Source organism: Pseudomonas sp. JL23 (assembly GCF_056933585.1).
In genome coordinates this window covers 4566121-4586294 of the sequence record NZ_CM167795.1, presented here as the reverse complement: position 1 = coordinate 4586294, position 20174 = coordinate 4566121, and the positions used below count along the sequence as shown (strand labels likewise).

The following is a 20174-nucleotide window of genomic DNA, read 5'->3' as shown; positions in this document are numbered from 1 at the left end:
ACAACAGCGCCTGCCCGCCCTGCGGCAGGCGCGTGGAGAGCTTTATGTCAGCGTCTGCCCAGGCCGCTGTGCTGTCTGTCAGCGGTATCGGTAAAACCTACGCCCAACCTGTTCTCAGCGACATCGACCTGACCTTGATGCGCGGCGAAGTGCTGGCCTTAACCGGCGAAAACGGTGCGGGCAAGAGCACCCTGTCGAAGATCATCGGCGGTCTGGTCGTCCCCACTACAGGGAACATGCAGTTCCAGGGCAAGCCCTATGAACCGGCCAGTCGAACCCAGGCCGAACGCCTGGGCGTGCGCATGGTGATGCAGGAGCTGAACCTGCTGCCCACGCTGTCGGTGGCGGAAAATCTGTTTCTCGATAACCTGCCCAGTCGTGGCGGCTGGATCAATCGCAAGCGACTGCGCGCCGATGCGATCCAGGCCATGGCCCAGGTCGGTCTTGATGCGATTGACCCGGATACCCCGGTCGGTGAGCTGGGCATTGGCCATCAGCAGATGGTCGAGATTGCCCGTAACCTGATCGGCGATTGTCATGTGCTGATCCTCGACGAGCCGACGGCGATGCTGACCGCCCGGGAAGTCGAGATGCTGTTCGAGCAGATCACCCGCCTGCAGGCCCGGGGTGTGTCGATCATTTATATCTCCCATCGCCTTGAAGAACTGGCCAGGGTCGCCCAGCGCATCGCTGTATTGCGTGATGGCCGCCTGGTCTGCGTCGAGCCGATTGCCAACTACAACAGCGAGCAACTGGTGACCCTGATGGTCGGTCGCGAACTGGGTGAGCACATCGACCTTGGCCAGCGTTCCATTGGTGGCGTGGCCCTGTCAGTCAAAGGGCTTACGCGCGCGGGCAAGGTCAAGGATGTGTCCTTTGAGGTGCGCAGCGGCGAGATCTTTGGCATTTCCGGGCTGATTGGCGCCGGGCGTACCGAGTTATTGCGGCTTATCTACGGTGCGGACCCGGCCGATAGTGGTCATATAGAAGTTGGCAGCCCGCTGCGCGTCGCCAGCATTCGCTCGCCAGTGGATGCTGTGGCCCATGGTATCGCCCTGATTACCGAGGACCGCAAGGGTGAAGGCTTGTTGTTGAGCCAGTCCATCAGCGCCAATATTGCTTTGGGCAATATGGAAGCCATTTCCAGCAAAGGCATTGTCAATCACGGCGATGAAACACGTCTGGCGCAGCGTCAGGTCGAGGCCATGCGCATTCGCAGCTCAAGTCCAGGGCAACTGGTCTGCGAGCTGTCCGGCGGCAATCAGCAGAAAGTGGTGATCGGCCGCTGGCTGGAACGCGACTGCCCGGTGATGCTGTTTGACGAGCCCACCCGGGGTATCGATGTCGGTGCCAAATTCGATATTTACACGTTGCTTGGCGAATTGACTCGCCAGGGCAGGGCGCTGGTAGTGGTTTCCAGCGACCTGCGCGAGCTGATGCTGATCTGTGATCGCATCGGTGTCTTGTCGGATGGTCGGCTGATCGACACCTTCGAGCGCGACAACTGGACCCAGGATGAACTGTTGGCCGCTGCTTTTGCCGGCTATCAAAAACGCGATGCGCTGCTCAATGACGCAGCGCCCGGGAACGTCTCATGAAAACTTCCACTTCGACTCAAGCACTGCCGGTATCGACCAAGCGCAGCGGCACCTATTTCGGCCTTGGCACTTATCTGGGCCTGGCCGGTGCCTTGCTCGCGATGATCGTGCTGTTCTCGCTGCTCAGCGATCACTTCCTGTCCTACGAGACCTTCAGCACCCTGGCCAACCAGATCCCGGACCTGATGGTCCTCTCGGTGGGCATGACCTTTATCCTGATCATCGGCGGCATCGACCTGTCGGTGGGCTCGGTGCTGGCCCTGGCCGCTTCGGCGGTGAGCGTGGCCATGCTGGGCTGGGGCTGGAGCGTATTTCCGGCAGCGTTGCTCGGTATCGCGTGCGCGACGTTGGCAGGCACTATCACCGGCTCCATCACTGTGGCCTGGCGCATTCCATCCTTTATCGTCTCTCTGGGCGTATTGGAGATGGCTCGTGGCGTGGCCTATCAGATGACCAATTCGCGCACCGCCTATATCGGCGACTCCTTCGCCTGGCTCTCCGATCCGATTGCGTTCGGTATTTCGCCGTCTTTCATCATTGCCCTGCTGATCATCCTGCTGGCTCAGGCGGTACTGACCCGCACGGTGTTCGGTCGCTACCTGATCGGCATCGGTACCAATGAAGAAGCCGTGCGTCTGGCCGGTATCAATCCCAAGCCCTACAAGATCCTGGTGTTTTCCCTGATGGGCTTGTTGGCGGGTGTCGCGGCGCTGTTTCAGATTTCCCGTCTGGAAGCGGCCGATCCCAATGCCGGTTCCGGTCTGGAACTGCAGGTCATCGCCGCTGTGGTCATCGGTGGAACCAGTCTGATGGGCGGGCGAGGCTCGGTGATCAGTACCTTCTTCGGCGTACTGATCATTTCGGTGCTGGCTGCAGGACTGGCTCAGATCGGTGCAAGCGAGCCGACCAAACGCATTATCACCGGCGCGGTGATCGTCATCGCCGTGGTCCTGGACACTTACCGTAGCAATCGCGCACGGCGGCAAAGCTGACATGGCTACCATCAAAGATGTTGCGGCAATGGCAGGGATTTCCTACACGACGGTGTCCCATGTCCTCAATAAGACCCGGCCGGTCAGCGATGAGGTCAGGATCAAGGTCGAGGCGGCCATTGCCCAACTCGACTACGTCCCCAGTGCCGTAGCCCGTTCCCTCAAGGCCAAGGCCACCTCGACTATCGGGCTGTTGATCCCCAACGGCATCAACCCGTACTTCGCCGAGCTGGCCCGGGGCATCGAGGATTACTGTGAGCGCAACGGCTTTTGCGTGATCCTCTGCAACTCCGATGACAATCCCGACAAGCAGCGCAGCTACCTGCGGGTGTTGCTGGAGAAGCGCGTCGATGGCCTGATCGTCTCGTCCGTGGGCGGGGATACTGAGCTGGCGGCCGGAGGACTGGCTGCCGTACGCACGCCCATGGTCATCGTCGACCGTGAGCTGGACGGTATTGCTGCCGATCTGGTGCGTATTGATCACGAATTGGGTGCCTATCTGGCCACCCGGCATTTGCTGGAGCTGGGGCACCGCCATATCGCCTGTATCTGCGGCCCGGCCCAGACCAGCGTGGCCGTCTTGCGCCTGGCCGGTTACCAACGTGCCATGAGGGAGGCGGGCATCGAGGTGCCGCAGAGCTGGATCGCGCAAAGCGATTTCACCAGCCCCGGAGGTTATGCCGCTGCGGTCGGCTTGTTGGCGGCGGACCCGCCCACCGCGATTTTCGCCGGTAACGACATGATCGGCATCGGCGTGCTGCGGGCGGCTGCGGAACGCAATATCCGCGTGCCCGCCGACTTGTCGGTGATCGGCTTCGACGATATCGAAATGAGTCGATATGTCTATCCGGCGCTGACGACCGTAGGGCAATCGATCCTGCAACTGGGCGAGACCGCGGCTGAGGTGTTGCTGCGGCGCATCGCGACTCAGGGAGCTTTGCCCGCAGAGAAGCGTGTTGTTGCCCCGAGCATTGTCTTGCGCGAGTCGACGGCGCCGCCGGGCAACGCGTTCAGCGAATATCGTTGAGTTACTGTAATGACTGGATTGAAGAGTGTGGAAGTCATGCAAGCAAAAGTAGTGGTTGTGGGCAGCCTGAACATGGATCTGGTCATCCGCGCACCGCGCCTGCCGCGAGCCGGAGAGACCCTGGCAGGCGAGTCGTTCGCCACCGTGCCGGGTGGCAAAGGCGCCAACCAGGCCGTCGCCGCAGCGCGTTTGGGCGCCAGCGTGGCGATGATCGGCTGTGTAGGTAACGATGCCTATGGCGAGCAGTTGCGCGGGGCCTTGTTGGCGGAACAGATTGACTGCCAGGCCGTGACCGGTCTGGACAACGTATCGACCGGTATCGCCTCGATTGTCGTCGATGACAGCAGCCAGAACGCGATCATCATTGTCGCCGGGGGTAATGGCGAATTGACCCCGGAGCGGGTTTCAGGCTTTGACCACTTGCTGGCAGCGGCTGAAGTGGTCATTTGCCAGCTCGAGGTGCCGGTACCGACCGTGGCCCATACCCTCAAGCGCGCCCGCGAACTGGGCAAGACCGTTATTCTCAATCCCGCCCCGGCCGTGGCGCCATTGCCTGCGCAATGGTATGCGCTGATCGATTACCTGATTCCCAACGAAACCGAGGCGGCGATCCTTACCGGCCTGCCGGTGGACTCCCTGGCTTCTGCCAAAGCTGCGGCCGCAGCGCTGATCGTTGCCGGGGCCGGCAAGGTGCTGATTACCCTGGGTGAGCAGGGCGCAGTGTTCGCCAATGGCCAGGGTTTCGAGCATTTCCCTGCGCGCAAGGTACAGGCCGTCGATACCACGGCGGCGGGGGATACCTTTGTCGGTGGTTTCGCCGCAGCCTTGTCCCAGGGCTTGAGCGAGGCCGAGGCAATTCGCTTCGGTCAGGCTGCCGCAGCCCTGTCAGTCACCCGGGCCGGCGCCCAGCCCTCGATTCCGTCCTTCAATGAAGTCCAGGCGAGCCTTTGCGCATGAAAAAGACCCCTTTGCTCAACATTGCCTTGTCCCGGGTGATTGCTTCCCTGGGCCATGGCGATATCGTCATGATCGTCGACGCCGGTATGCCGGTACCGCCAGGCGTGGAGCTGATCGATCTGGCCCTGACCCATGGCGTCCCGGATTTCGTCAGTGTGCTGAATATCGTGTTGACCGAGATGCAGGTCGAAAGCCATGTACTGGCTGAAGAGATGCTGCTCAAGCAACCGCCTGCCCTGGCTGTGGTGCAGAACCTCGGCGAGGCGGGCGCATTGGGTGAGCAACGCTTGCTCAGCCACGAAGCACTGAAAGAACTGAGTCGGCGTGCCAAGGCGATCGTGCGTACCGGCGAATGTCAGCCCTACACCAATATTGCGTTGGTGGCGGGCGTGGTTTTTTAACAATATTTTTCAAACCAGGAACAGGGAGTTCCCATGTCATATCTGAAACGCTTGATCAGGAGCGCAATGCTTTTGTCCATTCTCGCTGCCACTACCGTGCACGGAGCGCAGACGCGCGATCTGATCATCGACACTGATCCCGGTGCCGACGATGTCGTGGCGCTGCTGCTGGCGCTGGCATCGCCCGAAGAGCTGAACGTACTGGCCATCACCACGGTGGCGGGCAATGTACGGCTGGACAAGACCTCGCGCAATGCTCGTCTGGCGCGGGAGTGGGCAGGGCGCGAAGACGTTCCGGTATACGCCGGGGCGCCAAAGCCACTGGTACGCACGCCGATCTATGCCGAAAACATTCACGGCCAGGAAGGCCTGCCGGGTGTCACGGTGCATGAGCCGGCCAAAGGCCTCGCCGAAGGCAACGCGGTCGATTATTTGATCAATACCCTGCGCAAGGCCAGCCCTCACAGCGTCACCATCGCCATGCTAGGGCCGCAGACCAATCTGGCACTGGCGCTGATCCAGGCCCCGGAGATCACCCAGGGCATCAAGGAAGTGGTAGTGATGGGTGGGGCGCATTTCAATGGCGGCAATATCACCCCGGCAGCGGAATTCAATCTGTTCGCCGATCCCCATGCTGCGCAGATAGTGCTGGCCAGTGGTGTCAAGCTGACCTATGTGCCGCTGGACGTCACCCACAAGATCCTCACCAGTGAGCAGCGCCTCAAGCAGATCGAGGCGTTGAACAACGGCGCAGGCAAGCTGGTCAAGGGCATTCTCGATGAGTACGTCAAGGCGGACATGGTGCACTACGGCTTGCCCGGCGGGCCTGTGCATGACGCCAGTGTGATCGCCTGGCTGCTCAAGCCCGAGCTGTTTTCGGGGCGCCAGGTCAATCTGGTGATCGACAGCCGTGATGGGCCGACATTCGGCCAGACCATCGCCGACTGGTACGGCACTCTGGACCACGATAAAAACGTGTTCTGGGTCGAAAACGGTGATGCCCAAGGCTTCTTCGATCTATTGAGTCAGCGCCTGGCGCGTCTCAAATAGGTGATGAGGCCAAGGTGGTGTCGGACTCTGCCGGATAGCGCGCAAGGATCTGGCCGATAAACGCCTGGGCGCCACCGGTGCCCAACTCCTTGACCAGCAGGTCGATGGCGATGATGGTGAGTTCTTCCGGGCTTGAAGGGCTGTGGGAGCATTGTCCTTGTGGCCATCTGGCCTTGATGTCCGCATCAATGGATACAACTGCCATTGTGTGTCTCGTCTCTGACTGGGTGAAAAAACGCCCTGGAGCGGGCGCCGGGTAGCGACAGTAAATCATTGTTGCCGCTGTTTTGGCACTGCGACTTAGGCATGATTGAGCGCGCTGGAAGCGTTTTGTGACGATTTCGCCGACCTTGTGGTGCCTCCAATCGTGCAGACTTGCGTTCCTTGATTTGCCCGACCCGTGCAACCATCGCGTTTATTCAGGGTCGCAAGGTTCTGAGTTTGTTTATCTATCAAGGAGGCTGTATGCCCTGGAAAGTCACATCGCTTGGTTTTATCGTCGCCACCTTGATTCTGGGCGGTTGCAGCACCTCTGAGTCCACGTCGAGTGCGGCCCCTGCGGCAACCGGCGCCGCCACCAATGAAAATACCCGTTGTGACGCCAGTACGGCCCAGTTTGCAGTCGGCAAGCCCGCTTCGGCAGCCCTGCTCGAGCAGGCGCGCAGCAAGTCCGGTGCCCGGACGGCCCGTGTCCTTGGCCCCAATGACATGATCACCCTGGAATATCGCTCTGATCGCCTGAACCTGAACACCGACAGCAGCGCCAATGTCGTTCGGGTCAACTGCGGCTGATAGCGGGCACCGATTGTCACCCATAAAAAAACCCCGTGATAACGGGGTTTTTTTCAAGCATCTGAATGATCAGACTACTTTTACTTCCTCAGCCTGCATGCCTTTCTGGCCTTTAGCAGCTACGAAAGAAACAGTCTGGCCTTCTTTCAGGCTTTTGAAACCGTCGCTCTGGATAGCCTTGAAGTGTACGAACAGGTCGTCACCGCCACCCTGTGGAGTGATAAAGCCGAAGCCTTTTTCATCGTTGAACCATTTTACGGTGCCGGTTTGGCGATTAGACATGGTGTATCTCCAAAAACATAATTTTTCAGTAGTGCGTGCTGCTCAGGCCGATAGGCACACCGGGCTATCATAGTCCAAATGTGTCGAAGTAGAGCCATTTCGCTGAGCAGTTTGCGCACTGGTAGATAATATTGCGAAATTATCGCTGTTTGTTTTCAGGTCGATACGCTATTCGCGCGAACCAGACCGCAGCTGCACCTCAAGCAATTCAAGGCCTGCAGCCACTTTCCAGTAAACAGGCATGCGCCCGACAAGTGCTGCCGGGCGTCGGAAAATATTTTGTTACTTTCCTTTGGCGCAGTCTTCAGTCACTGCCGCCCTCAAGCGGGTGGTCAATGCATCCGGAGGCGTGGCTGAGGCGCTGAGGGTCTTGATTTCGGCGTCCGAGAAATGCTTGTTCACCGAGTTGGCGCCGCAGGTGCAGTAGGCCTGAGCCGCTTTGGCATCAAGCTTCTGGCTGGCAGCGGCCATGCAGTTCTGGGTGAAGTTATCCCGGGTCGCCTTGTCCATGGCGGCGTTGGCGCTCAATGGCAGGACCAGTGCCACAGGGGCGAGCAGGGCGAGAAGACGGAATGTGTTCATGCGTTCTCCTTGTTCAAATGTGCCCCTTGCAGGGCAGGATTCTCACAAGGTCTGACGGTCAATAGCCCCGACGGTTCACTCTGCGTGCGAAATGCCTGTGTTTTGATTGATTTATGTATGCATGTGTAACGCCAGAGCTGTGATAGGATGCGCGTCCTTGATTTTACTCGTGGCGTATGGCTGAAGATTCGCCAGCCCCGCGTAGTGAAGTTTCGTTGAATTCCAGTCATCTGGTTCGGTTCAAGGTTGGCCGCAAGGCTCCTGCCACTGTGAGGCGGGTATACCACCGGATCAATACTGGCTCATCCCAACCCATGTGACCTTTGGTAGGGGTCACCACTAGGAGAGGAGGCGCCATGCCAACTATTACTCTTCCCGACGGCAGTCAGCGTTCGTTCGATCATTCTGTATCCGTAGCCGATGTCGCGCTTTCCATTGGTGCAGGCCTGGCCAAGGCGACCATTGCCGGCAAGGTCAACGGCCAACTGGTCGACGCCAGCGACATGATCGATGGCGACGCAACCCTGCAAATCATCACCTCCAAGGATCAGGAAGGACTGGAAATCATCCGTCACTCCTGCGCTCACCTGGTAGGTCACGCCGTCAAGCAGCTGTACCCGACTGCGAAAATGGTCATCGGTCCGGTGATCGACGAAGGTTTTTACTACGACATCGCCTATGAGCGTCCTTTTACTCCGGACGACCTGGCTGCGATCGAACAGCGCATGCAGCAGCTGATCGAGAAAGATTACGACGTGATCAAGAAAGTCACGCCGCGCGCCGAAGTGATCGAGGTGTTCACCGTCCGTCACGAGGACTACAAGCTGCGCCTCGTCGAAGACATGCCCGATCAGCAGACCATGGGCCTGTACTATCACGAAGAATACGTCGACATGTGCCGCGGTCCGCACGTGCCGAATACCCGTTTCCTTAAATCGTTCAAGCTGACCAAGCTTTCTGGTGCCTACTGGCGCGGTGATGCGAAGAACGAACAGCTGCAGCGTGTCTACGGCACTGCCTGGGCTGACAAGAAACAACTGGCTGCCTACATTCAGCGTATCGAAGAAGCTGAAAAGCGCGACCATCGCAAGATCGGCAAGCGCCTGGGCCTGTTCCATACCCAGGAAGAAGCGCCGGGCATGGTGTTCTGGCACCCACAGGGCTGGACCCTGTATCAGGTGCTCGAGCAGTACATGCGCAAGGTTCAGCGCGAAAACGGCTACCTGGAAATCAAGACGCCGCAAGTGGTTGACCGTTCGCTCTGGGAGAAATCCGGGCACTGGGCCAACTACGCCGAGAACATGTTCACCACGCAGTCCGAGAGCCGCGACTACGCCATCAAGCCGATGAACTGTCCTTGCCATGTGCAGGTGTTCAATCAGGGCCTGAAGAGCTACCGCGAACTGCCGTTGCGTCTGGCCGAGTTCGGTGCCTGCCACCGTAACGAGCCGTCGGGTGCGTTGCACGGCATCATGCGTGTGCGTGGCTTTACTCAGGACGACGCGCACATCTTCTGCACTGAAGAGCAGATGCAGAGCGAGTCGGCAGCTTTCATCAAGCTGACTCTGGATGTGTACGCAGATTTCGGCTTCAAGGATATCGAGCTCAAGCTGTCGACTCGTCCTGAGAAACGCGTGGGTTCCGACGAGCTGTGGGATCGCGCCGAGGCTGCTCTGGCATCTGCGCTGGATAGCGCCGGTCTGCCTTATCAGCTGCAACCGGGCGAGGGCGCTTTCTACGGTCCGAAAATCGAATTCTCGCTGAAAGATTGCCTGGGTCGTGTCTGGCAGTGCGGTACCCTGCAGCTCGATTTCAACCTGCCGATCCGTTTGAGCGCCGAGTATGTTTCGGAAGATAACGGTCGTAAGCATCCGGTCATGTTGCACCGTGCAATTCTCGGCTCCTTCGAGCGTTTCATCGGGATTCTGATCGAGCACTACGAAGGTGCGTTCCCGGCCTGGCTGGCGCCTACGCAGGCAGTGATCATGAATATCACTGATAAACAGGCAGATTTTGCCCTTGACGTAGAAAAAACTCTGTCGGAAAGCGGATTTCGTGCCAAGTCCGACTTGAGAAATGAAAAGATCGGCTTTAAAATCCGCGAGCATACTTTGCTCAAGGTTCCTTATCTCCTCGTTATCGGAGATCGGGAGGTTGAAACGCAAACTGTCGCTGTGCGTACTCGTGAAGGCGCTGACCTTGGCTCGATGCCGGTCGCCCAATTCGCCGAGTTCCTCGCTCAAGCGGTTTCCCGGCGTGGTCGCCAAGATTCGGAGTAATTATTATTAAGCGTGAAATGAGACAAGATAAACGAGCTGCACCGAAGGCCCCGATCAACGAGAATATCTCGGCACGCGAGGTTCGGTTAATTGGCGCTGACGGCGAGCAGATTGGCATCGTCTCGATTGATGAAGCGCTTCGTATTGCTGAAGAAGCCAAGCTCGACCTGGTAGAAATCTCTGCCGATGCAATCCCGCCAGTCTGTCGTGTGATGGACTACGGTAAATCGATCTTCGAGAAGAAGAAGCAGATTGCTGCGGCAAAGAAGAACCAGAAGCAGATTCAGGTAAAAGAAATCAAGTTTCGTCCAGGGACGGAGGAAGGGGATTACCAGGTAAAACTACGCAACCTGGTACGTTTCCTGAGTGACGGGGACAGGGCCAAGATCTCGTTGAGATTTCGCGGTCGTGAGATGGCCCACCAGGAGCTGGGTATGGAACTGTTGAAGCGGGTTGAAGGTGACCTGCTCGAATACGGGACCGTCGAACAGCATCCTAAGATGGAAGGACGCCAGCTGATTATGGTCATCGCCCCGAAAAAGAAGAAATAACCACCAGGGCACGGCAGGCCTTGCGGTTATGTTTATCAACTGAATGCGGAGTATCCGAACATGCCAAAGATGAAGACTAAAAGTGGTGCAGCTAAGCGGTTTCTGAAAACCGCCAACGGCATCAAGCACAAGCACGCTTTCAAGAGCCACATCCTGACCAAAATGTCGACCAAGCGTAAGCGTCAACTGCGCGGTAGCAGCTTGCTGCATCCGTCTGACGTGGCAAAAGTCGAGCGCATGCTGCGCCTTCGTTAATTTTGATCAAGAATAGAGGAAGTAACTCATGGCTCGTGTAAAGCGTGGCGTCATTGCCCGTAAGCGTCACAAAAAAATTCTGAAACTTGCTAAAGGCTACTACGGCGCGCGTTCACGCGTATTCCGTGTTGCCAAGCAAGCGGTAATCAAGGCAGGCCAATACGCCTACCGTGACCGTCGTCAGAAAAAACGTCAGTTCCGCGCTCTGTGGATCGCTCGTATCAACGCTGGTGCGCGTATCAACGGTCTGTCCTACAGCCGTTTCATCGCTGGCCTGAAAAAAGCGTCGATCGAAATCGACCGTAAGGTTCTGGCTGATCTGGCAGTGAACGAAAAAGCGGCGTTTGCTGCGATTGTCGAGAAAGCTAAAGCCACCTTGGCTTAAGTCCCCGACAATCATCGCTCCCCACGGGGAGCGGTGCTAAACGTCATAAATAGGGGAAGAGCCTTTTAAGCTCTTCCCCTATTTCGTATCTGGAGTCTGTACATGGAAAACCTGGACGCGCTGGTCTCTCAAGCACTTGAGGCTGTGCAAAGCGCCGAAGACATCAATGCCCTGGAGCAAATCCGGGTTCACTATCTCGGCAAGAAAGGCGAGTTGACTCAGGTGATGAAGACCCTGGGCAATCTGCCGGCTGAAGAGCGTCCGCAAGTCGGTGCGCTGATCAACGTAGCCAAGGAGCGTGTCACAGAGGTTCTCAATACGCGTAAAGCGGCTTTTGAAGAGGCAGAACTGACTGCAAAACTCTCGGCCGAGCGTATTGACGTGACCCTGCCGGGACGTGGCCAGGCATCTGGCGGTCTGCATCCGATTACCCGGACTCTGGAACGTATCGAACAATTCTTCACCCACATCGGCTACGGCATCGCCGAAGGCCCTGAGGTCGAAGACGATTACCATAACTTCGAGGCGCTCAACATCCCGGGCCACCACCCAGCCCGTTCGATGCATGACACCTTCTATTTCAACGCAAACATGCTGCTGCGCACCCATACCTCGCCGGTACAGGTCCGCACCATGGAAGCGAACAAGCCGCCGATCCGCATCGTCTGCCCAGGCCGTGTGTACCGTAGCGACTCGGATATCACACACTCGCCGATGTTCCACCAGATCGAAGGTCTGCTGGTCGATCGCGATATCAACTTCGCCGACCTCAAAGGCACCATCGAAGAGTTCCTGCGGGTGTTCTTCGAGAAAGAACTGGCCGTGCGTTTCCGTCCTTCGTACTTCCCGTTCACCGAGCCATCCGCTGAAGTCGACATGGAATGCGTGATGTGCAGCGGCCAGGGCTGCCGCGTCTGCAAGCAGACCGGCTGGCTGGAAGTCATGGGCTGCGGCATGGTGCACCCGAACGTACTGCGCATGTCCGGCATCGACCCTGAAGAGTTTCAGGGCTTTGCATTCGGCATGGGCGTGGAGCGTCTGGCCATGCTGCGTTACGGCGTCAATGACTTGCGCCTGTTCTTCGACAACGACTTGCGGTTCCTCGCGCAATTTCGCTAGGTCGCCCGTCGATAACGAAACTTTCAGGAGAGCAGGATGAAATTCAGTGAACAATGGCTGCGCGGCTGGGTAAGCCCGCAGGTTTCCCGAGACGAGCTGGTTGCTCGTCTGTCGATGGCCGGTCTTGAGGTTGACAGCGTGACGCTGGCCGCCGGCGTCTTCAGCGGTGTGGTTGTCGGCGAAGTGCTGAGCACCGAACAACACCCTGATGCTGACAAGCTGCGTGTTTGTCAGGTCAGCAATGGTAGCGAGACCTTCCAGGTTGTCTGTGGCGCGCCGAATGTGCGCCCAGGGCTGAAGATCCCGTTCGCCATGATCGGTGCTGAGCTGCCGGGCGACTTCAAGATCAAGAAAGCCAAGCTGCGCGGTGTCGAGTCCAACGGCATGCTGTGCTCCCAGTCCGAGCTGCAAGTGGGCGAGGGCAATGACGGCTTGATGGAGCTGCCGGCCGACGCGCCGGTCGGTCAGGACTTCCGGGTCTACATGGAGCTGGACGATGCCAGCATCGAAGTCGACCTGACACCGAACCGTGGCGACTGCCTGTCTGTGGCCGGCTTGGCCCGTGAAGTCGGCGCGCTGTACGACGCCAAGGTTACCCGTCCGCAGATCGCTGCTGTGCCCGTGACTCACGACGAAGTGCGTTCGGTTGAAATGCTGGCGCCCAAGGCTTGCCCGCGCTATCTGGGCCGGGTGATCCGCAACGTCGACCTGTCGCGGCCGACGCCGCTGTGGATGGTCGAGCGCCTGCGTCGTTCCGAAGTGCGCAGCATCGACGCTGCCGTCGACATCACCAATTACGTCATGCTCGAACTGGGTCAGCCGCTGCATGCGTTCGACCTGGCCGAGATCAATGGCGGCATTCGTGTGCGCATGGCCGAAGAAGGCGAGAAGCTGGTGCTGCTGGACGGCCAGGAAGTCAGCCTGCGCGCTGATACCCTGGTTATCGCCGACCACCAACGTGCCCTGGCCATCGCCGGTGTCATGGGTGGCGAGCACAGCGGTGTTTCCAGTACGACGCGTGACATTTTCCTGGAAAGCGCCTTCTTCGATCAGATCGCTGTTGCGGGCAAGGCCCGTTCCTACGGCCTGCACACCGATGCCTCGCACCGCTACGAGCGTGGCGTTGACTGGCAGCTGGCTCGCGAAGCCATGGAGCGCGCGACTGGCCTGCTGCTGGAGATCACTGGCGGTGAAGCCGGTCCGGTTATTGAAACCGTCAGCGAGCAGGATCTGCCCTCCATTGCGCCAGTGACCCTGCGCGCCGAGCGTATCGAGCAAATGCTCGGCATGCAGATGGATGCCGCCGAAATCGAGCGCCTGCTGTCCGCCCTTGGTCTGAGCATTTCCAGCGAAACCGCCGGACAATGGCGTGTCGAAGTGCCAAGCCATCGTTTCGATATCTCGCTTGAAGTCGACCTGATCGAAGAGCTGGCCCGTCTGTATGGCTACAACCGCCTGCCGGTTCGTTACCCGCAAGCGCGTCTGGCGCCACAGGCCAACGCCGAATCCAGGGCTGGTTTGCCTGCGCTGCGTCGCCTGCTGGTCGCTCGTGGCTATCAGGAAGCGATCACCTATAGCTTCATCGATCCGAAGTGGTTCGAGCTGTTCAACCCGGGCGTCGCGCCGCTGCTGTTGGCCAACCCGATCTCCAACGACATGGCCGCCATGCGTTCTTCGCTATGGCCGGGCCTGGTCAAGGCGCTGCAACACAACCTCAACCGTCAGCAGGATCGTATTCGCCTGTTCGAAAGCGGCCTGCGCTTCGTCGGCCAGTTGGACGGCTTGAAGCAGGAGCCGATGCTGGCGGGTGTCATCTGCGGCAGCCGTCTGCCGGAAGGCTGGGCGCAAGGTCGTGACGTTGTCGATTTCTTCGACATCAAGGCTGACGTCGAAGCGGTATTGGGCTTTTCCGGTGCGCTGGATGAATTCACCTTCACCCCAGGCCAGCACCCGGCCCTGCACCCGGGCCAAACGGCGCGCATCGAGCGTAATGGTCGCGAAGTCGGTTACCTCGGCGCCTTGCACCCTGAGCTGGTGAAGAGCCTCGGCCTTGATCGTGCGGTCTTCGTTTTCGAACTGATCCTGGACGAAGTTGTTACAGGACGTTTGCCGAAATTCCACGAGCTGTCGCGCTTCCCTGAAGTACGCCGCGACCTGGCATTGCTGGCTGATCTAGACGTTCCGGCAAGCTCGGTTCTTGACGTTATTCGCGAAAATGCCGGGGAGTGGCTCACGGACCTCAGGTTATTTGACGTTTATCAGGGTAAAGGTATTGATCCGCATAGAAAAAGCCTTGCAGTTGGCTTGACCTGGCAACATCCTTCGCGCACTCTTAATGACGATGAGGTCAATGCGACTACGCATGCGATCCTCACCTCACTCGAGGAAAGATTAAACGCCACGTTAAGGAAGTAGCGTATGGGGGCTCTGACGAAAGCTGAGATGGCCGAACGTCTGTACGAAGAGCTAGGCCTGAATAAACGAGAAGCCAAGGAATTGGTAGAGCTGTTCTTTGAAGAGATCAGGCATGCTCTGGAGGATAACGAGCAGGTCAAATTGTCCGGTTTCGGCAATTTCGACTTGCGCGATAAACGCCAGCGGCCTGGTCGCAATCCAAAGACGGGGGAAGAAATTCCCATCACCGCTCGCCGTGTGGTCACCTTTCGCCCAGGGCAGAAACTGAAAGCCCGAGTTGAGGCTTATGCTGGAACCAAGTCATAACGACGAGCTACCGCCCATTCCCGGTAAACGCTACTTCACCATTGGTGAAGTCAGTGAGTTGTGTGCTGTAAAGCCACACGTGCTGCGTTACTGGGAGCAGGAGTTCCCCCAGCTCAACCCGGTCAAGCGCCGCGGAAACCGCCGGTATTATCAGCGCCAGGATGTGCTGATGATCCGGCAGATCCGTACCTTGCTCTACGACCAAGGCTTCACCATCGGCGGTGCGCGTCTGCGCCTGTCCAGTGACGAGGTCAAGGACGATACCCTGCAATACAAGCAACTGATCCGGCAGATGATTGCCGAGCTGGAAGACGTACTGGTGCTGCTGCGTAAATAACGCAAACGAAATCAGATACTTCCAAAATTCAAAAGCTTAGGGTATATTCCTGATCGTTTTCGCAACAAGCGTCAACAGATTCACGCCTAGTCGGGGCGTAGCGCAGTCCGGTAGCGCACTAGCATGGGGTGCTAGGGGTCGAGTGTTCGAATCACTCCGTCCCGACCATATTTTTCAGTGACTTAGCCCAATCTTTTCAGGTTGGGCTTTTTCATGGGCGGGAGTTTTGCGGGACTTCATTCTGCCACCCAGTCTTCAACCCGCAGACCGGGTACCCGGTCAAGTTCACGACGATTATTGGTGACCAGAATCATTCCCTTTGAACGAGCATGCCCGGCAATCATATGCTCGTAGGGGCCAATGGGCGTTTCAGCCCTGGCCAGTTCAGCGCGCAGCTGACGAGTGTGTGCCGCCGCCTTCTGATCGTATTCCAGGACTTCCAGGCGAGCCGCAAAACCTTCGATGTCGGCAAGATTGTGTTCAGGACTTGCGGACTTTTCTGTTCCGTAGATCATTTCCATGAGGGTGACGGCGCTGATGCACATCTGCCCATGATGTCATTTGAAAACCTCACGCACCGACTGTGGTCGATTTTTGATGGTGAAGATGCAGAGATTGTTATCGAGCATGAACTTGAGCCTCAGAATGCTTCGCGCTCCTGATCGTCGGGTTGCTCGCGCTCGACCATGAAGTCAGCGGTAACGCCTTCGCCATCAAACCAGCTATCCCAGGATTCACAGGCAGGCGTGATGATTCTGGTGCGACCGACCACGACTATATCGACGCGCCTTACATCGTCGGGTAGGGCGACAGCTTTGGGCAGACGCACCGCTTGACTGCGATTGCTCTGAAATACGGAACCTTGTTCCATGATGAACCTCACGGGTGACTAAAACGTAGATTTTATCGCAGCGCGGGGTTGGGATATGCCAATGGGATATACAAAAAAGGTTTGATGGGTGTGTGAGTAATAGTCGCGGCGGTCCTGACCATGTTTTGTAAAGGGATCAGCAGTTGCGGCGTCTGTTTAGACGAAGCGCCAAGCGTCAACACTGTGATTCAAGCGGCTGTTATGCCATTAATCACCCAGGCTCAAAATACCGCCGGCAAATTTTTGCGGAGCCTCTTGGGGCAGGTTGTGGCCGACGCTTTCCAGAATCTCCCGACGATATGGCCCGGTAAAATGATGTGCGAACGGGTCGGCCTCGGCAGGTGGATCGACCGCATCGGCACCTCCTTCCAGTACCAATGAAGGCACAGTGATCTTTGGTTGTGCGGCAAGCCGGGACTCAATGTGCCGATAGGCTGGATCTCCTTCAACCAACCCGAAACGATGCCGGTACGAGTGGGTTACCACTTCAACAAAGTCGTCGTTATCAAATGCCACGGCGGTCGTCTCAAACTCCTGCGGGGTAATCTTCCAGGTTGGCGACCACATGCGCCATAGCAAGTGGCAGAACGCCTTTCGGTTCAAGGTCAATCCAGCGTGACCACGGCTACCGTGAAGATAGTACTGATACCAGAGAAGGTGCTCGGCCTCGGGTGAAACAGGTTCGTGCTCTTGAGCGATGTTCTGAATACTGTAGCCACCACAGCTAAGTAAGCCGCTTACCCGTTCCGGCCATAATGCGGCGACAATGCACGCTGCTCTTCCACCCCAGTCATAACCGGCAAGCACAGCTTTTTCGATCTTCAGGGCGTCGAGAAAAGCCAACAAGTCGGCTGCTAGTGCCGCCTGCTCCCCAGAGCGCATTGTCTGCTCATTTAGAAATCTGGTGAGGCCATAACCACGAAGGTAAGGCGTTAAACACCGCTTTCCAGCTGAGGCCAGAATCCTGGCGACTTCATCATAGGCATGCACGTCATAGGGGAAGCCGTGGAGCAACACTATGGGGGGGCCGTCTGCCGGCCCGACATCCAGGTAGGCGATTTCCAACACACCGGCTTTAACGGTTTTCATCATTCCCTCCTGCACAGCGCCTGCAATTCAAGAGTGGGACAATGAAAACAAGCCCACGCTCAATCAATATACGAATTGCAATGAGATCTTGTGAGAGCTGGCTTGCTGGCGATAGCGTCGGAAAAACGCCGCGCTGGGGTTATTTCGGCGAGATATCGAAGTCGAAGTACTTGCTGGCGATGCGCTCGTAGGTGCCATTACGGTGAATCCGTTCGAGCGCCTGATTGATTTCCTCGGTCAGGGCGGTATCGCTTTTACGCAATCCTATGCCGGTTCCCGGGCCGAAGATTTCCGGCGACTTGACCACTTCGCCGGCATAAGCGAAGCCCTTGCCAATGGGTTTTTTCAGCAGGCCTTCGGAGACGGCGATTGCGTCGTCGAACGCCGCATCCAGTCGACCGTTGATCAAGTCCGAATAGGTCAGGTCACTGCTTTGATAAGGCACCACTTCTACGCCTTTAAGGCCCCACATCCGCTTGGCATAGACTTCGAACACGCTGCCTTGCTGCACACCGATGCGCTTGCCGCGCAACGATTCGGCCGTTGGTTGCAGCGGGCTGCCTTGCAGGGCCACGAGGCGTGCCGGGGTGTCGTACAGGGTGTTGGAAAAAGCGATTTCGGTTTTACGGGCTTCGGTGATCGAGAGCGCAGAGAGTATCCCGTCGAATTTCCTGCCCTTGAGCGCCGAGACCATGCCATCGAAGGCGTTTTCGACCCAGACGCAATGGCGTTGCAACTCGCTGCACAGGCTTTCTCCCAACTCGATGTCGAAACCTGTCAGCGAGCCGTCCGGTCGCTTGGATTCAAAGGGCGGGTAGGTGGGATCGACCCCGAAACGCAGCTCTTCGTTGGCGCCCCAGGCAATCAGCGGGCTGGCCACGAGTATCAATCCGATCAGACATTTTTTCATCGACAGGGTATCCACGACAGGTTGGTAGAATCGTCCCGGAAAGGTGCCCGGGGCAGCACGCATCAGCCTTGAATGTTCAAGGCGCGTTTCAGTTGTTCGGTGCGTTGGTTGTCTACGGCTTGCCCATGGCCAAAGCCCCCGGCCCAGCCGCACACCTGGCCGGCATGATCGACGCCTCGTGCGAGGCTCTCGGCGAGGTTGCGTCCGGCTTGCCATGCCAGCAGGAACGCGGCGATAAACCCGTCGCCAGCGCCCATGCTGTCGACGAACGTGCAGGGCTGTGCGGCCTGTTCACTCATGCCCTGGGCGTCGACCGCAAGGGCCCCTTGGGCGCCTCGAGTGATGACCACCGTTGCCGGGCCCATCGCCCGCATCGAGTCCGCAAGTTCACGGGCTTCGCTTGACGACAGGTCGGCCGCCGAGAAAAAGGCAATGTCCACCTGCTGGATCAACGCCTGCCAATCGAACTCGACCCAGTTGTCCGAAAAGTCGAACGACAGGCAGCCACTGGCCTGGCGAACCTGTGGCAGTTGGCTCTCGAGGCCGCTATAGAGGCTGCTATGGGCCAGCGGAAATTTCGCGAGATAGGCCAGGTCCTCAGCATCGAGTCGCAGTTGACGGCACACGCCCGGATCGCTGCCGCGGAATACCCGTTCGCCATTGATACTGTCGACACACGCCCAGCCATTGGCCCCTGTCAGCGTGCGGCAACGGGAGACATCGACGGCTTCCTGTTGCAGGCAATCGAGCAGGTACTGGCCGTGCCGATCATCGCCTACGCAGCCCAGGTAGGCACTGCGAGCCCCAAGCCGGGCGGCAAATACCGACACATTGAGTGCGTTGCCGCCGGGGTATTCGATGTTCCGGTCCAGGTACACATCCAGAGTGTTGTCACCGACCGCGATCAGGCTGGCCATACTCAGTACTCCGTCTTCCACATATAGCGGCGCGTTGTCAGCGGCTGCTGATGCCAGACTGCGAGATGCGCGGCGATGCGTTCCACGGCTATGCCGACGATGTAGGGTGCGACAATGGCGCGGATCTCCGGGTCGATGCCCTCCATGGGGAAGTCCTTGGCGTCATAGACCATGACCCGTTCGGTGTAGCGTTGGCAGAAGCGCACGACGCGTTCCATCTGCGCCCGGCTCGGGTCTTCGCCCACCAGCAGGAGCAGGGGGGTGGTGGCGTCGATGGCTTCGAACGGACCATGGAAAAACTCGGCCGCCTCTACCGGCAGGCAATGCAGCCACTGGCTTTCCATCACCACACAGACGCCAAATACATAGGCGGTGGTAAACATCGGACCCGAGGCGAGGAAGTACATAACGCGATCATCTTTATACAGACGTGCCTCTTCGGTGGCGCGCCGGTCGTTATTGATCGCTGCATCGGCCAGGGCCTGCGGCAGAGCCTTGAGCGAGCGAGTGAGCTTGTCCAGCAGCGGCCAGCCTTCGCGCCTGGCCAGGATCCCGCCGACCAATGCCTGGAGGATCATGAAGCAACCGAAGTACGCCTCATCGGTACGTCCCAGCAGGAAGCAATGTTGAACAGCCTGAGCCAGCGGCAGCTCGGCGGTTTGTGTCACGCCTACGGTGAGGCAGGGCTTGTCTCGCAAATAATGTGCGGCGGCGATGGTCTCCTGGGTCGTCCCGGACTTGGAAGCGAGGACCACCAGGGTGCGTTCATCCAGGCGTGGCGGATCGATGTCCATGAAATCGGCGGGGAAGTAGCGGCGCACTTCCAGGGTCTGGCTGTAGCGTTCAAGCCAGTACTGCAAACCGAGCATGATACGGTTGGGTGCGCCGCAACTGACGAAGTAGATACGGTCGATCCGCGTGGCCAGCTCCTGACCGAACTGCTGGGCGTCGTCGACGATGTGCACGGATTGCTGCAAGGAAGCGGTGAATGCTTGCCGATTGAACTGGATCGCCATGTGAGCTCCTGGGACTTTGTTGCGGCGTTCATGTTGCGATTCA

The 20174-nt window shown here is 58.3% G+C and carries 23 protein-coding genes, 1 tRNA gene and 1 pseudogene; 16 read left to right on the top strand and 9 right to left on the bottom strand.

What is annotated here, in order from left to right; all coding sequences use genetic code 11:
- The first annotated feature begins 44 nt into the window (after positions 1 to 44).
- From AC1Z24_RS21150 to AC1Z24_RS21125, 6 genes are read left to right on the top strand one after another with little or no spacing between them, the layout of a single operon-like run.
- Complete coding sequence (locus AC1Z24_RS21150; RefSeq protein ID WP_483742554.1) at positions 45 to 1598, top strand: sugar ABC transporter ATP-binding protein; 1554 nt, start codon at positions 45 to 47, stop codon at positions 1596 to 1598.
- Complete coding sequence (locus AC1Z24_RS21145) at positions 1595 to 2590, top strand: ABC transporter permease (protein ID WP_259106101.1); 996 nt, start codon at positions 1595 to 1597, stop codon at positions 2588 to 2590. The genes AC1Z24_RS21150 and AC1Z24_RS21145 overlap by 4 nt, the downstream gene beginning before the upstream one ends.
- A 1-nt stretch (position 2591) precedes the next feature.
- Positions 2592 to 3617, top strand: coding sequence for a LacI family DNA-binding transcriptional regulator (locus AC1Z24_RS21140; RefSeq protein WP_483742553.1), 1026 nt, complete (start codon positions 2592 to 2594; stop codon positions 3615 to 3617).
- Positions 3618 to 3653: 36 nt separating this feature from the next.
- Positions 3654 to 4574, top strand: a complete 921-nt coding sequence (rbsK, locus tag AC1Z24_RS21135) for a ribokinase (protein ID WP_483742552.1) — start codon at positions 3654 to 3656, stop codon at positions 4572 to 4574.
- Positions 4571 to 4975 carry a D-ribose pyranase gene (gene rbsD, locus AC1Z24_RS21130; RefSeq protein WP_483742551.1) on the top strand — a complete coding sequence of 135 codons (405 nt, stop codon included), beginning with the start codon at positions 4571 to 4573 and terminating at the stop codon, positions 4973 to 4975. Before rbsK ends, rbsD begins: the two co-directional genes overlap by 4 nt.
- A gap of 33 nt (positions 4976 to 5008) precedes the next feature.
- Complete coding sequence (locus tag AC1Z24_RS21125) at positions 5009 to 6025, top strand: nucleoside hydrolase (protein ID WP_483742550.1); 1017 nt, start codon at positions 5009 to 5011, stop codon at positions 6023 to 6025.
- Here AC1Z24_RS21125 and AC1Z24_RS21120 read toward each other — a convergent pair.
- The gene (locus AC1Z24_RS21120; protein WP_259106106.1) at positions 6018 to 6230 is read right to left on the bottom strand and encodes a hypothetical protein; all 213 of its coding nucleotides are present in this window, start codon (positions 6228 to 6230) and stop codon (positions 6018 to 6020) included. The two genes, AC1Z24_RS21125 and AC1Z24_RS21120, sit on opposite strands and share 8 nt — an antisense overlap.
- Positions 6231 to 6490: 260 nt before the next feature.
- On the opposite strand from AC1Z24_RS21120, the gene AC1Z24_RS21115 reads away from it, so the two are divergent.
- Complete coding sequence (locus AC1Z24_RS21115) at positions 6491 to 6817, top strand: I78 family peptidase inhibitor (RefSeq protein ID WP_483742549.1); 327 nt, start codon at positions 6491 to 6493, stop codon at positions 6815 to 6817.
- 69 nt (positions 6818 to 6886) lie between these two features.
- Here AC1Z24_RS21115 and AC1Z24_RS21110 read toward each other — a convergent pair whose 3' ends face one another.
- Together AC1Z24_RS21110 and AC1Z24_RS21105 are read right to left on the bottom strand one after the other, a co-directional pair.
- Complete coding sequence (locus AC1Z24_RS21110; protein WP_259106108.1) at positions 6887 to 7099, bottom strand: cold-shock protein; 213 nt, start codon at positions 7097 to 7099, stop codon at positions 6887 to 6889.
- Between the two features lie 282 nt (positions 7100 to 7381).
- Entirely contained in the window at positions 7382 to 7681 is a 300-nt protein-coding gene (locus AC1Z24_RS21105; protein WP_483742548.1) for a hypothetical protein, read from the bottom strand.
- Between the two features lie 356 nt (positions 7682 to 8037).
- Between AC1Z24_RS21105 and thrS the strand changes: the two genes are divergently transcribed.
- The 9 genes from thrS to AC1Z24_RS21060 all read left to right on the top strand — a co-directional run bounded on the left by thrS (position 8038) and on the right by AC1Z24_RS21060 (position 15496).
- Positions 8038 to 9960, top strand: a complete 1923-nt coding sequence (thrS, locus tag AC1Z24_RS21100) for a threonine--tRNA ligase (RefSeq protein ID WP_483742547.1) — start codon at positions 8038 to 8040, stop codon at positions 9958 to 9960.
- On the top strand, positions 9960 to 10511 hold the full coding sequence (gene infC / locus AC1Z24_RS21095; RefSeq protein ID WP_259106282.1) for a translation initiation factor IF-3: 552 nt from the start codon (positions 9960 to 9962) through the stop codon (positions 10509 to 10511). The genes thrS and infC overlap by 1 nt, the downstream gene beginning before the upstream one ends.
- A gap of 60 nt (positions 10512 to 10571) precedes the next feature.
- A complete protein-coding gene (gene rpmI, locus AC1Z24_RS21090; protein WP_002553160.1) occupies positions 10572 to 10766 on the top strand; it encodes a 50S ribosomal protein L35 in 195 nt (64 codons plus the stop codon).
- Positions 10767 to 10794: 28 nt separating this feature from the next.
- Positions 10795 to 11151, top strand: coding sequence for a 50S ribosomal protein L20 (gene rplT, locus AC1Z24_RS21085; RefSeq protein ID WP_007905879.1), 357 nt, complete (start codon positions 10795 to 10797; stop codon positions 11149 to 11151).
- Positions 11152 to 11253: 102 nt separating this feature from the next.
- Entirely contained in the window at positions 11254 to 12270 is a 1017-nt protein-coding gene (gene pheS, locus AC1Z24_RS21080; protein ID WP_483742546.1) for a phenylalanine--tRNA ligase subunit alpha, read from the top strand.
- Between the two features lie 36 nt (positions 12271 to 12306).
- Complete coding sequence (pheT, locus tag AC1Z24_RS21075) at positions 12307 to 14685, top strand: phenylalanine--tRNA ligase subunit beta (protein ID WP_483742545.1); 2379 nt, start codon at positions 12307 to 12309, stop codon at positions 14683 to 14685.
- Positions 14686 to 14688: 3 nt separating this feature from the next.
- On the top strand, positions 14689 to 14991 hold the full coding sequence (gene ihfA / locus AC1Z24_RS21070) for an integration host factor subunit alpha (RefSeq protein WP_002553164.1): 303 nt from the start codon (positions 14689 to 14691) through the stop codon (positions 14989 to 14991).
- Positions 14972 to 15328, top strand: coding sequence for a MerR family transcriptional regulator (locus AC1Z24_RS21065; RefSeq protein ID WP_413298693.1), 357 nt, complete (start codon positions 14972 to 14974; stop codon positions 15326 to 15328). The genes ihfA and AC1Z24_RS21065 overlap by 20 nt, the downstream gene beginning before the upstream one ends.
- 91 nt (positions 15329 to 15419) lie before the next feature.
- Positions 15420 to 15496, top strand: a tRNA-Pro gene (locus tag AC1Z24_RS21060).
- Between the two features lie 68 nt (positions 15497 to 15564).
- Here AC1Z24_RS21060 and vapC read toward each other — a convergent pair.
- From vapC to AC1Z24_RS21030, 6 genes and pseudogenes are all read right to left on the bottom strand, one after another.
- Positions 15565 to 15957 (bottom strand): annotated as a pseudogene (gene vapC / locus AC1Z24_RS21055) (type II toxin-antitoxin system tRNA(fMet)-specific endonuclease VapC).
- 11 nt (positions 15958 to 15968) lie between these two features.
- Positions 15969 to 16199: a type II toxin-antitoxin system VapB family antitoxin gene (gene vapB / locus AC1Z24_RS21050; RefSeq protein WP_483742544.1), complete on the bottom strand. Its 231-nt coding sequence runs from the start codon at positions 16197 to 16199 to the stop codon at positions 15969 to 15971.
- 207 nt (positions 16200 to 16406) lie between these two features.
- Positions 16407 to 17291, bottom strand: coding sequence for an alpha/beta fold hydrolase (locus tag AC1Z24_RS21045; RefSeq protein WP_483742543.1), 885 nt, complete (start codon positions 17289 to 17291; stop codon positions 16407 to 16409).
- 136 nt (positions 17292 to 17427) lie between these two features.
- Positions 17428 to 18198 (bottom strand): ABC transporter substrate-binding protein, encoded by a 771-nt coding sequence (locus AC1Z24_RS21040; protein ID WP_483742542.1) that lies wholly within the window; start codon positions 18196 to 18198, stop codon positions 17428 to 17430.
- Between the two features lie 62 nt (positions 18199 to 18260).
- Positions 18261 to 19115: a PfkB family carbohydrate kinase gene (locus tag AC1Z24_RS21035; protein WP_483742541.1), complete on the bottom strand. Its 855-nt coding sequence runs from the start codon at positions 19113 to 19115 to the stop codon at positions 18261 to 18263.
- 2 nt (positions 19116 to 19117) lie between these two features.
- Positions 19118 to 20131 carry an SIS domain-containing protein gene (locus AC1Z24_RS21030; RefSeq protein ID WP_483742540.1) on the bottom strand — a complete coding sequence of 338 codons (1014 nt, stop codon included), beginning with the start codon at positions 20129 to 20131 and terminating at the stop codon, positions 19118 to 19120.
- Positions 20132 to 20174 lie beyond the last annotated feature (43 nt).

Bases quoted from the DNA above. Each gene is read 5' to 3' on its own strand.
- AC1Z24_RS21145 (WP_259106101.1), top strand. From the start codon at position 1,595: ATGAAAACTTCCACTTCGACTCAAGCACTGCCGGTATCGACCAAGCGC.
- pheT (WP_483742545.1), top strand. From the start codon at position 12,307: ATGAAATTCAGTGAACAATGGCTGCGCGGCTGGGTAAGCCCGCAGGTT.
- ihfA (WP_002553164.1), top strand. From the start codon at position 14,689: ATGGGGGCTCTGACGAAAGCTGAGATGGCCGAACGTCTGTACGAAGAG.
- AC1Z24_RS21125 (WP_483742550.1), top strand. From the start codon at position 5,009: ATGTCATATCTGAAACGCTTGATCAGGAGCGCAATGCTTTTGTCCATT.
- AC1Z24_RS21065 (WP_413298693.1), top strand. From the start codon at position 14,972: ATGCTGGAACCAAGTCATAACGACGAGCTACCGCCCATTCCCGGTAAA.
- AC1Z24_RS21105 (WP_483742548.1), bottom strand. From the start codon at position 7,681: ATGAACACATTCCGTCTTCTCGCCCTGCTCGCCCCTGTGGCACTGGTC.
- rbsK (WP_483742552.1), top strand. From the start codon at position 3,654: ATGCAAGCAAAAGTAGTGGTTGTGGGCAGCCTGAACATGGATCTGGTC.
- AC1Z24_RS21040 (WP_483742542.1), bottom strand. From the start codon at position 18,198: ATGAAAAAATGTCTGATCGGATTGATACTCGTGGCCAGCCCGCTGATT.
- AC1Z24_RS21110 (WP_259106108.1), bottom strand. From the start codon at position 7,099: ATGTCTAATCGCCAAACCGGCACCGTAAAATGGTTCAACGATGAAAAA.
- AC1Z24_RS21120 (WP_259106106.1), bottom strand. From the start codon at position 6,230: ATGGCAGTTGTATCCATTGATGCGGACATCAAGGCCAGATGGCCACAA.
- vapB (WP_483742544.1), bottom strand. From the start codon at position 16,199: ATGGAACAAGGTTCCGTATTTCAGAGCAATCGCAGTCAAGCGGTGCGT.
- AC1Z24_RS21140 (WP_483742553.1), top strand. From the start codon at position 2,592: ATGGCTACCATCAAAGATGTTGCGGCAATGGCAGGGATTTCCTACACG.
- rbsD (WP_483742551.1), top strand. From the start codon at position 4,571: ATGAAAAAGACCCCTTTGCTCAACATTGCCTTGTCCCGGGTGATTGCT.
- AC1Z24_RS21115 (WP_483742549.1), top strand. From the start codon at position 6,491: ATGCCCTGGAAAGTCACATCGCTTGGTTTTATCGTCGCCACCTTGATT.
- AC1Z24_RS21045 (WP_483742543.1), bottom strand. From the start codon at position 17,291: ATGATGAAAACCGTTAAAGCCGGTGTGTTGGAAATCGCCTACCTGGAT.
- rplT (WP_007905879.1), top strand. From the start codon at position 10,795: ATGGCTCGTGTAAAGCGTGGCGTCATTGCCCGTAAGCGTCACAAAAAA.
- AC1Z24_RS21030 (WP_483742540.1), bottom strand. From the start codon at position 20,131: ATGGCGATCCAGTTCAATCGGCAAGCATTCACCGCTTCCTTGCAGCAA.
- pheS (WP_483742546.1), top strand. From the start codon at position 11,254: ATGGAAAACCTGGACGCGCTGGTCTCTCAAGCACTTGAGGCTGTGCAA.
- AC1Z24_RS21035 (WP_483742541.1), bottom strand. From the start codon at position 19,115: ATGGCCAGCCTGATCGCGGTCGGTGACAACACTCTGGATGTGTACCTG.
- AC1Z24_RS21150 (WP_483742554.1), top strand. From the start codon at position 45: ATGTCAGCGTCTGCCCAGGCCGCTGTGCTGTCTGTCAGCGGTATCGGT.
- rpmI (WP_002553160.1), top strand. From the start codon at position 10,572: ATGCCAAAGATGAAGACTAAAAGTGGTGCAGCTAAGCGGTTTCTGAAA.
- thrS (WP_483742547.1), top strand. From the start codon at position 8,038: ATGCCAACTATTACTCTTCCCGACGGCAGTCAGCGTTCGTTCGATCAT.